A 12395-nucleotide genomic window follows, 5' to 3' on the forward strand; every position below is an offset into this window, starting at 1 on the left:
ATGCTTGATGCCCGCCCAGCCGCTGCTCCCGCCCTCCCGCCCACCATCCGGCGTGAGGATTACCGCGCGCCCGATTGGCTGGTTCCAGTCATCGAGGTGGAGTTCGATCTCGATCCCGAGCGTACGGTGGTTCGCGCCCGGCTGACGGTCGAGCGCAACGGGGAGCATGATCGCGCCCTTCGGCTGGACGGGGACGATTTGGTGCCATTGGCGGTGCGGGTCGATGGCCGCGACGCCAATTACGAGATGGACGGAAGCACCCTGATTGTCCCGCTGACCGGCGCGACGGCGGTTGTGGAGACCGAAGTGGCGCTCGCTCCGGAAGCGAACAGCCAGCTGATGGGGCTGTATGCGTCGGGCGGGCTGCTGTGCACCCAGTGCGAGGCGGAGGGCTTCCGGCGGATCACCTTTTTCCCCGACCGCCCGGACGTGCTGTCGCGCTATCGGGTGCGGTTGAGCGCGGACCAGGAGCGCTTCCCCGTGCTGCTGGCGAACGGCAATCCGGTGGACAGCGGCGAAGGCGAAGGCGGCACGCATTGGGCAGTGTGGGAAGATCCGTTCCCCAAGCCGAGCTACCTGTTTGCGCTGGTTGCCGGAGACCTGGCGGTCAATCGCGACAGCTTCACCACCATCAGCGGCCGGACGGTCGAGCTCGGCATCTGGGTGCGCGAGGCCGACCTGCCGAAGACCGCCCACGCGATGCAGGCCCTCAAGGACTCGATGGCCTGGGACGAGCGCGAATATGGCCGCGAATATGACCTCGACCGGTTCAACATCGTCGCGGTGGCGGACTTCAACTTCGGCGCGATGGAGAACAAGGGCCTCAACATCTTCAACTCGCGCTACATCCTGGCCGACGCGGAGACAGCCAGCGATGCCGACTTCGACGCGATCGCGGCAGTGGTGGCGCACGAATATTTCCACAACTGGTCGGGCAACCGGGTCACCTGCCGCGACTGGTTCCAGCTGAGCCTCAAGGAAGGCCTGACGGTCTTCCGCGACCAGCAGTTCAGCGCCGGACAAGGCTCCGAAGCGGTCGAGCGGATCAGCCAGGTCCGCACCTTGCGAGCCGCGCAGTTCCCGGAAGATGCCGGGCCGCTGGCGCACCCGGTGCGCCCGGACAGCTATATCGAGATCGGCAACTTCTACACCGCGACCGTCTATAACAAGGGCGCGGAAGTGATCCGCATGCTGCGGACGATCCTTGGCCCCGAGGCGTATCGCAAGGGTACCGACCTGTATTTCGAGCGCCATGACGGCCAGGCGGTGACCTGCGAGGAATTCGTCGGGGCCATGGAGGATGCCAGCGGCGTGGACCTCCGGCAATTTCGGCTATGGTACAGCCAGGCCGGCACCCCGCGGGTCGGCGCGCGCCTGCAGCAGCAGGACGGCCGCGCGATCCTCCATCTTACGCAGAGCGTTCCCGCCACGCCCGGCCAGCCCGAAAAGGCGCCAATGGTCGTGCCGTTGCGAGTGGCGCTGATCGGTGCGGACAGCGGCCGGGAAGTCGCGCAACAGCGGACCGTCCTGCTGACCGCGGCCGAGCAGGTTCAGATATTTTCCCCGGTCGAAGAGCCGGTCTACCTATCGATCAACCGCGGCTTTTCCGCGCCAGTGATCGTCGATGCGGAACGGCGTCCAGGCGAGATCGAGGCGCTGGCGGTCAGCGACACAGACAGCTTCGCCCGCTACGAAGCGCTGCAGGAATTGATGTTCCGCGATCTGCTGAGCGCGATCGCCGGGGCAGAAGCGGCACCGGACGCGATCGTTGCGGCTGTTCGTTCGACGCTCGGCTCGGAGACGCTCGACCCGGCGTTCAAGGCCGACGCGATCGCCTTGCCCTCCGAGGCGATGATCGCCGAGCGGCTGGAGATGGTCGATCCGGCGCGGGTCCACGCGGTACGCGAAACATTCCGCGCGGCGATCGGCCGGCACGTGCAGGACGAATTGATCCTCGCCTACCGTCAGGGCTCGACCGCCGATCCGGCGAGCCTTTCGGGTGAGGCCAAGGGCTTGCGCAAGCTGCGCGGCGCGGCGCTGGCGCTGTTGGCGGCAGGCGACGCGAAGCGCGGCGGCGAGCTTGCGGCGCGCCAGTTTGCCGACGCCGCGACCATGACCGAGCGGCAGTCGGCGCTGATGGTGCTGGCGATGCTTGGCGGAGCCGCTTACCGGACCGCTCTCGACGCTTTCCATGAGCGCTTCCGCGCCGATCCGCTGGTGATTGACAAATGGTTCGCGGTCCAGGCGTCCGCTCCGCGCGAGGATACCATCGAGGCGGTGGAGCAGCTGATGCGCCACCCGGATTTCACACTGACGAACCCGAACCGGCTGCGCGCGCTGGTTGGAAACTTCGCCGCCACGCCGGTGGCGTTCCATCGGCCCGATCGCCGGGGCTATGACTGGCTGGCCCAAGTGATCGTGCAAGCGGACGCAATCAACCCGCAGACCGCCGCCCGCTTCGTTGCTCCGCTAGGGCGCTGGCGCAAGTATGAGCCAAGACGGTCCGGCCTGATGCGGTCGGCGCTGGAGCGGATCCTCGCCGCGCCGGGGCTCAGCAAGGATGTGTTCGAGCAGGCGAGCAAGAGTCTGGGCTAGTACCCCGCCGAGGTCCTTAACCTTAGCCCGCGATCCATCTCGCCACGTCCAGCGCGACCTGGTTAGCGGCCTGATTCAGGGCCGGGCCGACGCTTTCGGCCGTGCCGACCGCGGGAACCGCGGCGGTGAAGCGGCGGGTTTCCACCCGGGTGCCGCCATCGGTGCTGAGCGCCGCGTCGTAGGTCACGATCACCTGGCCGGCTTGCGTGTCATAGCCGAAGCGCTGCAGCGTGCCGGTGACCCTGAGGCCGGGATCGAGCGAGGCCTGCTTGGGGTCGAGCACGACGCGGGTGGTGGTCCGCTTGACCGTCTCGCTGAGCAGCTGCTGGAACATGCGGTTGGGCCGGTCGACCCACTGCAGATCCTTGATGTAGGTGACCGCGGTCGGGCCCTCCAGTGCGGGCACCCGGACCTGGTTGAGCTCCTGCGGAACCACCGGCACTTCGATCGTCACCGTCTGGCCAGCGCTGGCCGAGCGCGACAGGTTGTCGACCGGCGCGGCTTGCGGAGTGAGCGTCAGCAGGGTCGCGGGTGCCTTGCCGCCGAAGCAGGCAGCGAGCGACAGGCAGGCGGCGGACGCCAGGAGAAAACGGGGGACACGCATCAGCGGGACTTTCCGGGTTTGTGGTCGGGGAGCTTGGGCGATCCCAGGACCCCGGTCACGCCGCCCTGGTCGAGCCGCTGGCTGAACCCTTCGAGGTTGCCGGTCAGCTCGCGCAGGTCGCGGACTAGGCGGTTGACCTCCGGCAAGGTGGTTTTGGTGAGGTTCTGGACGCCCGGGCGAGCGTCGGCAACCAGCGTATCGATGTTGGCGGTGGTCTGCTGGATGGAGGCGATCGACCGGCGCAGGTCCTCCGCGGCCGGGCGGCCTTCCTCGTTCACCAGGCGGGTCGTGCTGTCGGCCAGCACGCCGACCCGCTCCGCCGCCACTCCAGCCTGGCGGGCGGCGATCCGCGCGTCGCCGATGGCGTCGGCAAGATCGGGAGCGCGCTGGGCAAGCACCCGGGTGGTCGTGTCGACATTTTCGAGGATGTCGGAAATGGCGTTCTGGTTCTTGTCAGACAGCAGCTCGGTCAAGCGCTCGGTCAGGCGCTGGATCCGGTCGAGCAGTTCGGGAGCGCTGTTGAGCAGCGCGCCGAGGCCGCCGGCGCTGGCCGGGATCACCGGGCAGCCCTGGGGTCCAGGCGTGGTCAGCGGACGCGCACCCTTGATCGCGCCGTCGAGCTGGATTTCCGAAACGCCGGTGAAGCCGACGCCCTTGATCTGCGCAGTAGTACCCTGAAGCACCGGCGTCTGCTGGTCGACCTCGATCCGCACCCAGACGAATTCAGGCCGGTTCGGAAGCAGGGAGATCTTGGTAATCTGGCCGACCGGAACGCCGGAGAAGCTGACGTTGGTGCCGCGGTTGAGACCGCCGACGCCCTGGCTGAAGTAGATGTCGAAGCAGCGCCGCTTCTCGGTGTTGAGGCCCGTGATCCAGACGGCGAAGAACAGCAGTCCGGCGAGCAAGGCCAGCACCACCGAGCCGACCAGGACCTGGTTGGAACGCGTCTCCATCTAGGACTTGAAAACCCCTCGCATCATGCTGCCGCCGCAGCACGACCGCGCGGCCCGTTGAAATATTCCTGAATCCAAGGATGGTCGAGTTTCAGCAGCCGATCAATGGTGTCGACCGCGATGACCTTGCGGTCGGCAAGCACGGCTACCCGATCGCAGATCGCGTACAGTGAATCCAGGTCGTGAGTAATCAGGAAAACCGTCAGGTTGAGCCGTTCGCGCAGGTTGAGGATCAATTGGTCAAACGCTTGAGCGCCGATTGGGTCCAAACCGGCGGTCGGCTCGTCCAGGAACAGGAGTTCGGGATCGAGCGCCAGGGCCCGGGCGAGGCCAGCGCGCTTGCGCATGCCGCCGGACAGTTCGGAGGGATATTTGTTGCCGGCATCGGCGGGCAAGCCGGACATGGCGATCTTGTAGCTGGCGATCTCGTCCAGCAGTGCGCCCTGAATGAACGGGAAATATTCGCGGATCGGAACCTGGACATTCTCGGCAACCGTGAGGGTCGAGAACAGCGCGCCGTTCTGGAACAGGATGCCCCAGCGGCGGCGGATGTTCTTGGCCTCGTCCTCGGTGCGGCCGACCATGTCCTCGCCCAGCACCCTGATCTCGCCCGCCGCCGGGGTCTGCAGGCCGATGATCGAGCGCATCAGCACCGACTTGCCCGTGCCGGAGCCGCCGACCACGCCGATGATCTCGCCCTGACGGACGTCTAGATCGAGGTCTTCGTGGACCGCCTGCTCGCCGAAACGGTTGGTCAGCCCACGCACCGAGATGATCGGCTGCTCGCTCCTGCCCGCGCGCCCCGCCATCAGATCCACCCGATCGACGAGAAGAAGACGGCGAAGATCGCGTCGAGCACGATCACCAGGAAGATCGACTGGACCACCGCAGCAGTGGTCTTGAGGCCGACCTGCTCCGCGTCGTTGGCGACGAGCATGCCCTGGAAGCAGCCGGTCAGCGCGATGATGAAGCCGAATACCGGTGCCTTGATCAGGCCGACCCACAGGTCGGTCGCGGGGACGACTTCGGCGATGCGCTGGATGAAAGTCAGCGGCGGAATCTCAAGGGCCACCCAGCAGAACAGCCCGCCGCCGATGATCGCGGTCAGCATCGCCCAAAAGGCGAGAAGCGGCATCATGATGACAGTGGCAATCATCCGCGGGATGACCAGCGCCTCGATCGGCGAAACGCCGATGGTGCGCATTGCGTCCACTTCCTCGGTGATCTTCATGGTGCCGATCTGAGCGGCAAACGCACTGCCGGAGCGGCCCGCGACCATGATTGCAGTCATCAGCGGCCCGAGTTCGCGGACGGTGATCCGGCCGATCAGGTTGATGGTATAGACTTCGGCGCCGAACTGCTGAAGCTGGACCGCGCCCTGCTGGCCAATCACCACTCCGATGAGGAAGCTCATCAGGCCGATGATCCCGAGGGCGCGAACACCGACGACGTCGAACCTCTGGACCACCGCATTGTAGCGGAACTTCCTGGGTCGGCGCGCAACGTTGGCGAAGCCGATCAGGGTCGCGCCGAGGAAACCGACCAGCCCCTTCAGCGTGCGGCCGCTGTCGATCGTCCACGCCCCCAGCTCCGCAACAACGCCCCCCTGATTGTCGGGCCGGACCTTTGCCGGATGGTCGGCGTCGGCGACCTGCTCCAGCAGACTTTGCGCTTCCTCGCTCGCCCCGACTACCTTGGCGCCGCGATCGCGCACCGTGCGGTGCACCAGCCACGCCCCGACAGTGTCCATCCGCTCGACCCCGCTGAGGTCGATGGTGACCGGGTCCGGCACCTCCTCGAGCTCGCGCTGGGTCGATCCGGCACGGCCGATGGTCAATGCGCCAACCGGCCGGAACAGATTGCCGCCGGCACTCTGGCCGGGTTGGAGCTCGGAAACGGGCATGCGGGCGGAGACTTGCTCGAAAAATCCCACTCCGGCAAGGCTCGGCCGCCTGCCTTGTTCTTGCCTGACTTGTCTGGTGATGCCGAACTATGCCGTCCCATGCCGATCGCCCCGCCAATCCCGTGTTCGTGGCCATCGGCGACAATGACGCGCGCATGTTCTCCATGGACACGCGCGAGCGGGCCGAGCGGCTCGCCGGCAACGCCAAGCTGGAGGTGGCACGGGCCGTCGAGCGGGGCCGGGCGGCGCTGCTCGGCAACCTGCAGTTCGCCTGGGACCCGGCGTGGCTGGGCGAAGTGGCGCGGCGGCCGGGAAGCGCGCTGATGGTCGAGGGCCGCCCGGTGCTGGTCAACGTGCCCGCTTCGGACGACCCGGCACCCGTGGCGGCGGCCATGACCGGCGACGCGGCGTTCCAGCCTGACGGCTACCAGTTGCTCGATCCGCAAACGGCGGAACTCAGCACCATGGCCCTGCGCAAGCGCGAGCGGCCGTTCGCCATGCCGCTGTCGAGCGCCACCGCCGCCCAGGCCGAACGCGCCGCCTACGACGCATCCTACAAGGGGGTGACCGATGTTCTGACCCTGTACCTGTGGCGGCGGCCCGCGTTTCACCTGGTCCGCTGGGCGGCGGGTGCGGGGATCAGCCCCAACATGGTCACCTTGGTCGGCTTCCTGCTGTGCGTGGCGGCGTTCTGGCTGTTCTGGGTCGGCCAATATTGGGCCGGCTTCGCCGCGGGTTTTGCCTTCATGGTGCTCGACACTGTGGACGGCAAGCTCGCGCGCTGCACCGGATCGTCGTCGAAATGGGGCGACATCTTCGACCATGGGGTGGACCTCATCCACCCGCCGTTCTGGTGGTGGGCATGGGCGCACGGGCTGGACGGCGTCGGCCTGGCGCTGGAGCCGGTGTACAAGTCGATGGTGGTCGGCGCGATCGTCAGCGGCTACATTGCTGGACGGCTGATCGAAGGGCTGTTCGTCAAGAAGCATGGGATCGAGATCCACATCTGGCGCCCGATCGACAGCAAGTTCCGGCTGATCACGGCTCGGCGCAATCCCAACATGCTCATCCTGTTCGTGTCCCTGCTCGCCGGGCGGCCGGATGTCGGGATCGAGCTGGTGGCGCTGTGGACCCTGCTGAGCCTGATCTTCCACGCCGTGCGACTTGCCCAGGCCAATGCTCGGGCCGACCGCGGCCGCAAGATCATCTCCTGGCTTTCGTGAGCGCGATGCCGCCCTGGACCGCGCTGCTTCTCGCCGGCTCGCGCCCGGAAGGCGACCCGTTCGCGGAGTCGATGGGATCGATCCACAAGGCGCTGATCCCGGTAGGCGGCGAACCGATGGTGCTGCGGCCGCTGCGCGCCTTGCTGTCGAGCCCTGCAATTCGCCACGTGCGGGTCGCGAGCCAGTCGCCCGAGCCGGTCGCCGCGGTCATTCCAGCCGACCCGCGGGTCAGCATTGCCCGGAGCCAGTCGACCATCGCCGCCACCCTCTCGGCGCTGTGCAAGGATCCTGGGACGCGCTTTCCGGTCTTGGTGACGACCGCCGACCATGCGCTGCTCACGCCGGCGATGATCGCGGAATTCACCGCCGCGTCGCGCGACTGCGACATTGGCGTCGCCTTTGTCGAGAGCCAGCCGCTGCTGGCCCGCTTTCCAAACGCGCAGCGAACCTGGCTGCGCTTCGGCAGCGGCAAGTATAGCGGCGCGAACCTGTTCGCCCTCAACACGCCCCAGGCCGCGGTCGCGATCGAGCGCTGGCGGAGCATCGAGCAGGATCGCAAGAAGGGCTGGCGAGTGCTGCTCCAGCTCGGCCTGCCGCTGTTCCTCGGTGCGGTGCTGCGGGTCCACGACATCCAGCAGACCGCCGCCAACCTCGGGCGCAAGCTGGGCATCGTCATCAAGCCGGTGGTGATGAGCGACCCGCTGGCGGCAATCGACGTCGACAAGCCCGCCGACCACGTGCTGGTCGAGGAAATCATCGCCGGGCGCGCCTGAGAGAGACCTAGCCTGATGGACCTTGCCATCTACGACATGGACCGGACGGTGACCCGGCGGGCGACCTACACGCCGTTCCTGCTGCATTGCGCGGTGCGCCGGTCACCGTGGCGGCTGGTGTTCGTGCCGCTGGTCGTCGCCTCCATGCTGGCCTACCTGCTGAAGCTGATCGATCGGGGGCGGCTGAAGGAGATCAATCATCGGCTGCTGATCGGCCACTGGATCCACCCCAAGGACCTGCTGCCGCTGGTGCAAAGCTTTGCCGACCGGCAAGTGACGAGCAACATCCGTCCTGGCGCCCGCGCCGCCATCGCCCGCGACAAGGCGGAAGGCCGGCGGGTGGTAATGGCGACGGCCTCCTATCGCCTTTACGCCGCAGCCATTGCCGAGCGGCTGGGGTTCGACGACGTGATCGGCACCGGGTCGATCATCGGGCTCGACGCACGGGTGCGGGCGAAGATCGACGGCGAGAATTGCTATGGTCCGGCCAAGATGCGGATGGTCGCCGATTGGGTCGAGAAGAGCGGCCTGACGGGCAAGCACGGCCATGTGCGCTTTTATTCCGACCACGCCAGCGACGCGCCAGTGTTCGAATGGTCCGACGAGCCGGTCGCGGTGAACCCGCACGACCGGCTTGCAAAGCTGGCCAGGGAGCGCGGGTGGCGCGTGGAGGATTGGGGCTGAGCCCTAAGTCTCATTGCGAGGAGCGCAGCGACGAAGCAATCCAGTTTTCTCCCGCGAGGAAGTGAGCTGGATTGCTTCGCTGCGCTCGCAAGGACGAAGGTTAAACCGCCCGCAATGCATTCTCGATATCGGCGATAAGGTCGTCCGGGTTCTCGACCCCGATGGAGATGCGTACCAGATTGTCGGTGATGCCGAGCGCCTGCTTGCGTTCGTCGGGCACCGACAGGTGGGTCATCGCCGCCGGGGCGCTGGCGAGCGTTTCGGTGCCGCCGAGGCTGACCGCCAAGTGGGCGATCTGCAGCGAGTCGAGGAAGGCGAACGCCTCCTTCTCGCCACCCTTGAGGTAAAGCGAGAAGGTCGACCCCGCGCCGGTGCAGTGGCGGCGGTAGATGTCGGCCTGTCGGGAGCCCTCCTCAAGGAAGCCGAGGTAGCCGACGCTTTCGACCTTGTCGTGCGTGCGCAGATATTCGCAGACCCGGGCGGCATTCTCGCCGGCGCGGCTCATCCTCAGCTCCAGCGTTTCCAGCGAGCGCAGCAGCATCCACGCGGTGTTCGGGTCGCAGATGGTCCCGATCGTGTTGCGCATCATGCGGATGGGATCGAGGTGCTTCTTCGATCCGACCAGCCCGCCCGCGACGAGGTCGCTATGCCCGCCGGCATATTTGGTCAGGCTGTAGACGGTAATGTCAGCACCCTGGTTGAGCGGCTTGGCCCAAAGCGGGCCCAGGAAGGTGTTGTCGATCGCGATCGGCGGCTGCTCCTCACCGGCGAAGGCAGCGTCGCGGGCGGCCTTGACCGCTTCGACGTCGACCAGCTGGTTGGTCGGGTTGGCCGGGCTTTCGAGATAGATCAGGGCAACTCGGCCCTGGACCTTGGCGGCGGCGATCACAGCCTCGATTTCCTCGCGCGTGGCGCCGCTCGGGAAATCGAGCCAGGTCACTCCGAACTTGCCCAGGATCTTGGCGATCAGCGTCTCGGTCGCGGCGTAGAGCGGCCCGGAGTGGACCACCACGTCGCCCGGCTTGACGTAGGTCAGCAGCAAGGTGGCGATCGCGGACATGCCGCTGGAGAAAGCGAGCGCTTCCTCCGCGCCCTCCCACAAGGTCAGGCGATCTTCGAGTATTTCCTGGTTGGGCCCATTGAAGCGGGAATAGATCAGCCCTTCGGCACCGCCCGGCCGCTTGCCGGTGACGCCTTCGAAGAAGCGCTTCCCCGCCGCCGCATTCTCGAACACGAAGGTGGAGGTGAGGAAGATCGGCGGCTTGAGCGAACCTTCGGACAAGGACGGGTCGAAGCCGAAGCCCATCATCAGCGTTTCAGGGCGAAGCGGGTGGTTGCCGATGGTGGTCGGCGAAGGCTTCGGGCGGCGCGGCGCGCGGGCGCCGCTGATTTCGGACTCGTCTGTCATGCGCGCCCCCTAGCCGAGAAGTGGCTGCAACAGCCAGACCGCGCCGACCATCAACGGAATGCCGAGCAGATCGAGCCATAGCCCGGCCTTGAGCATCCGCGGCAGGGCGATGTGCCCGGTCGCCCAGGCGATGGCATTCGGACCGGTGCCGGAGGGCAGCATGAAGCCCCAACTCGCCGCCCATGCGGCCGGCAGGGCCAGCAGGATCGGGTCGATGCCGGTCGCGGCGATGATGCCGGCGACGACCGGGATGATGCCGCTCGCCGCGGCGACGTTGCTGGCGAATTCGGTGATGAGAACGACAAGGGCGACCAGCACCAGTGCGATGGCGAGCGGGTGAACACCCTTCAATGGGGCAAGCGCCGTTCCGAGCCATTCGTCCAGCCCGGACTCCCCGATGCCGGCCGCCAGGGCGAGGCCGCCCCCGAAGAGCATGATGACGTCCCACGGGGCACGGTTTGCCTCCGGCCAGGTGAGGATCGGCCGGCCGGTGCCATCCGGAATGACAAACAGCAGCAGCGCGGCGAGTATGGCGATCGTCCCGTCGACCAGCACGTCCTTGGGCAGGAAAGAGGCCACCAGCGGCAGCGCCACCCAGGCGGCAACCACGGCAGCGATGATCGGAACCAGGCGCTTTTCGGCGGTGGTCCACGGGCCCGCCTCGCCGATCCCGGCCAGCGCGTCGGCGGCGCGGAAGTCGGTCGGGCGGACCTTCTGCACCCGCATCAGCACCCACCAGCACAAGGGTACCGCGACCAGCACCAGCGGAACCCCATAGGCAGCCCAGGTGACAAAGGTCAGCTGCAGCCCGGTCGAGCGTGCGATGATGCCCGCTGCGATGGCGTTGGTCGGCGAGCCCACCAAGGTTGCGAGACCACCGATGCTGGCGGAAAAGGCGATGCCCATGGCAAGCGCACCGGCAAAGCCATCGGTGTGACCGCTTCCGATCCTGGCGGCATGCAGCACCGCGACCGCGATCGGCATCATGATCAGCGTGGTTGCTGTGTTGGAGACGATCATCGACAGCAGCGCGGTGGCAGTCATGAAGGCGAACAGCATCGCCGCCGGCGTGCTTCCGCCGCGCCTGACGATGGTCAGCGCCAGACGGCGGTGCAGACCGGTCCGCTCGATCGCCAGCGCGATGATCGCGCCGCCCAGCACGAGGAACAGGATCGGAGAATAATAGGCCGCGGCCGCGGCGCTGGCGTTCATCACGCCGAACAGGGGCAGAAGCAGGAACGGCAGCAGCGCGGTGGCGGTGAGCGGCAGCGCCTGCGTCATCCACCAGACCGCCATCAGCGCGACCAGCGCGCTCGTTCGCCACGCCGGCAACGGCATGCCCGCCGGTGGCGGCAAGACCAGCAGCAACCCGAACAGCACCAGCCCGCCCCAGAGCCCCCAACGCGCGGTCGTCATCGTTCCCCCTTCTGGGGACGGCTCATGCCAGAGCTCCCTGAAAGGAGCCAGTGCGACGGCCCAGCTCTTCGGCTCTCCTAGCGGACAACCCCGATCAGGCTGATCTGCCGACCATAGTCCGGTTCGCCGCGGTGGGTGGCGCGGCGGTAGCTGTAGAACTGTTGTTCCCGCGCGTAGGTGTCTTGCCCCAGCGCTTCGATGCGACGGAGGCCCGCGTCGGCAAGCCGAGCGAGAAGATAGCTTTCGAGGTCGAAGTGCGGCTTGCCGGCTGGGCCTTCCGCGAAAAAGCGCTCGTTGGACGGCTCGGCGGCGGTGAAGCGCTCAAGAAAGGCCCAGTCGACCTCGTAGCTGGCCCGCGCAATGCAGGGCCCGATCGCGGCGGCGATACGGGGGCGCTCGGCGCCCAGCTTCTCCATCGCCTCGATGGTGCGGTCGGTGACCCCGCCGAGCGCGCCCTTCCAGCCGGCGTGGGCGGCTCCAGCGATCCCCGCCTCACGATCCGCGAACAGCACCGGGGCGCAGTCGGCGGTGACGATCGAGAGCAGCAGGCCTGGACGGCCGGTAACCAGGGCATCGGCCTTGGGGCGGCTGCTGTCTGGCCAAGGTTCCGTGACGGTGACGACGTCGGCGCTGTGGATCTGATAAAGGGACACCAGAGTCGCTCCGGCGCCAACAGCCTCCACCGCCCGTCGCCGGTTCTCGGCCACCGCGTCGGGATCGTCGGCGCTGCCCAGGCCGCAGTTGAGGCCGGCGACCGCCCCCGTCGACACCCCGCCGGGGCGGCCGAGGAAGCCGTGCGGGATGTCGCCCAGCGCTCCCGCGGTGAGCACCTCCAC

The 12395-nt window shown here is 67.3% G+C and carries 11 protein-coding genes; 4 read left to right on the forward strand and 7 right to left on the reverse strand.

The genetic code is table 11. The annotated features are described in order from the left end of the window. A complete protein-coding gene (gene pepN, locus ACFQPG_RS03440; RefSeq protein WP_380810313.1) occupies positions 1–2595 on the forward strand; it encodes an aminopeptidase N in 2595 nt (864 codons plus the stop codon). Positions 2596–2617: 22 nt separating this feature from the next. Here the strand turns inward: pepN and ACFQPG_RS03445 are convergent, their stop codons facing one another. The 4 genes from ACFQPG_RS03445 to ACFQPG_RS03460 are packed head-to-tail and all read right to left on the reverse strand — an operon-like array spanning position 2618 to position 6055. Then, a complete protein-coding gene (locus ACFQPG_RS03445; protein WP_380810315.1) occupies positions 2618–3199 on the reverse strand; it encodes an ABC-type transport auxiliary lipoprotein family protein in 582 nt (193 codons plus the stop codon). Next, entirely contained in the window at positions 3199–4152 is a 954-nt protein-coding gene (locus tag ACFQPG_RS03450; RefSeq protein WP_380810317.1) for an MlaD family protein, read from the reverse strand. Before ACFQPG_RS03450 ends, ACFQPG_RS03445 begins: the two co-directional genes overlap by 1 nt. Before the next feature lie 23 nt (positions 4153–4175). Next, the gene (locus ACFQPG_RS03455; RefSeq protein WP_380810319.1) at positions 4176–4961 is read right to left on the reverse strand and encodes an ABC transporter ATP-binding protein; all 786 of its coding nucleotides are present in this window, start codon (positions 4959–4961) and stop codon (positions 4176–4178) included. Further along, the gene (locus tag ACFQPG_RS03460) at positions 4961–6055 is read right to left on the reverse strand and encodes an ABC transporter permease (protein WP_380810321.1); all 1095 of its coding nucleotides are present in this window, start codon (positions 6053–6055) and stop codon (positions 4961–4963) included. Before ACFQPG_RS03460 ends, ACFQPG_RS03455 begins: the two co-directional genes overlap by 1 nt. 89 nt (positions 6056–6144) lie before the next feature. Between ACFQPG_RS03460 and ACFQPG_RS03465 the strand changes: the two genes are divergently transcribed. Genes ACFQPG_RS03465 through ACFQPG_RS03475 form a run of 3 tightly spaced genes read left to right on the forward strand, consistent with a single transcriptional unit; the run spans position 6145 to position 8735 of the window. Then, complete coding sequence (locus ACFQPG_RS03465) at positions 6145–7278, forward strand: CDP-alcohol phosphatidyltransferase family protein (RefSeq protein WP_380810323.1); 1134 nt, start codon at positions 6145–6147, stop codon at positions 7276–7278. Positions 7279–7283: 5 nt separating this feature from the next. After that, positions 7284–8051: a nucleotidyltransferase family protein gene (locus ACFQPG_RS03470; protein WP_380810325.1), complete on the forward strand. Its 768-nt coding sequence runs from the start codon at positions 7284–7286 to the stop codon at positions 8049–8051. 15 nt (positions 8052–8066) lie between these two features. Beyond that, positions 8067–8735 (forward strand): HAD family hydrolase, encoded by a 669-nt coding sequence (locus ACFQPG_RS03475; RefSeq protein WP_380810327.1) that lies wholly within the window; start codon positions 8067–8069, stop codon positions 8733–8735. Positions 8736–8835: 100 nt separating this feature from the next. Here the strand turns inward: ACFQPG_RS03475 and ACFQPG_RS03480 are convergent, their stop codons facing one another. From ACFQPG_RS03480 to pgeF, 3 genes are all read right to left on the reverse strand, one after another. Further along, entirely contained in the window at positions 8836–10143 is a 1308-nt protein-coding gene (locus ACFQPG_RS03480) for a cystathionine gamma-synthase family protein (RefSeq protein ID WP_380810329.1), read from the reverse strand. Between the two features lie 9 nt (positions 10144–10152). After that, positions 10153–11559 carry an SLC13 family permease gene (locus ACFQPG_RS03485; protein WP_380810331.1) on the reverse strand — a complete coding sequence of 469 codons (1407 nt, stop codon included), beginning with the start codon at positions 11557–11559 and terminating at the stop codon, positions 10153–10155. Positions 11560–11636: 77 nt separating this feature from the next. Beyond that, complete coding sequence (gene pgeF, locus ACFQPG_RS03490; RefSeq protein WP_380810333.1) at positions 11637–12395, reverse strand: peptidoglycan editing factor PgeF; 759 nt, start codon at positions 12393–12395, stop codon at positions 11637–11639.

This window comes from Sphingomonas sp. GCM10030256 (genome assembly GCF_042666415.1).
Taxonomy (GTDB): domain Bacteria; phylum Pseudomonadota; class Alphaproteobacteria; order Sphingomonadales; family Sphingomonadaceae; genus Sphingomicrobium.

What these genes read in the sequence shown, in the direction of transcription:
- pepN (WP_380810313.1), top strand. Translation starts at nt 1, where the DNA reads ATGCTTGATGCCCGCCCAGCCGCTGCTCCCGCCCTCCCGCCCACCATC.
- ACFQPG_RS03445 (WP_380810315.1), bottom strand. Translation starts at nt 3,199, where the DNA reads ATGCGTGTCCCCCGTTTTCTCCTGGCGTCCGCCGCCTGCCTGTCGCTC.
- ACFQPG_RS03450 (WP_380810317.1), bottom strand. Translation starts at nt 4,152, where the DNA reads ATGGAGACGCGTTCCAACCAGGTCCTGGTCGGCTCGGTGGTGCTGGCC.
- ACFQPG_RS03455 (WP_380810319.1), bottom strand. Translation starts at nt 4,961, where the DNA reads ATGGCGGGGCGCGCGGGCAGGAGCGAGCAGCCGATCATCTCGGTGCGT.
- ACFQPG_RS03460 (WP_380810321.1), bottom strand. Translation starts at nt 6,055, where the DNA reads ATGCCCGTTTCCGAGCTCCAACCCGGCCAGAGTGCCGGCGGCAATCTG.
- ACFQPG_RS03465 (WP_380810323.1), top strand. Translation starts at nt 6,145, where the DNA reads ATGCCGTCCCATGCCGATCGCCCCGCCAATCCCGTGTTCGTGGCCATC.
- ACFQPG_RS03470 (WP_380810325.1), top strand. Translation starts at nt 7,284, where the DNA reads ATGCCGCCCTGGACCGCGCTGCTTCTCGCCGGCTCGCGCCCGGAAGGC.
- ACFQPG_RS03475 (WP_380810327.1), top strand. Translation starts at nt 8,067, where the DNA reads ATGGACCTTGCCATCTACGACATGGACCGGACGGTGACCCGGCGGGCG.
- ACFQPG_RS03480 (WP_380810329.1), bottom strand. Translation starts at nt 10,143, where the DNA reads ATGACAGACGAGTCCGAAATCAGCGGCGCCCGCGCGCCGCGCCGCCCG.
- ACFQPG_RS03485 (WP_380810331.1), bottom strand. Translation starts at nt 11,559, where the DNA reads ATGACGACCGCGCGTTGGGGGCTCTGGGGCGGGCTGGTGCTGTTCGGG.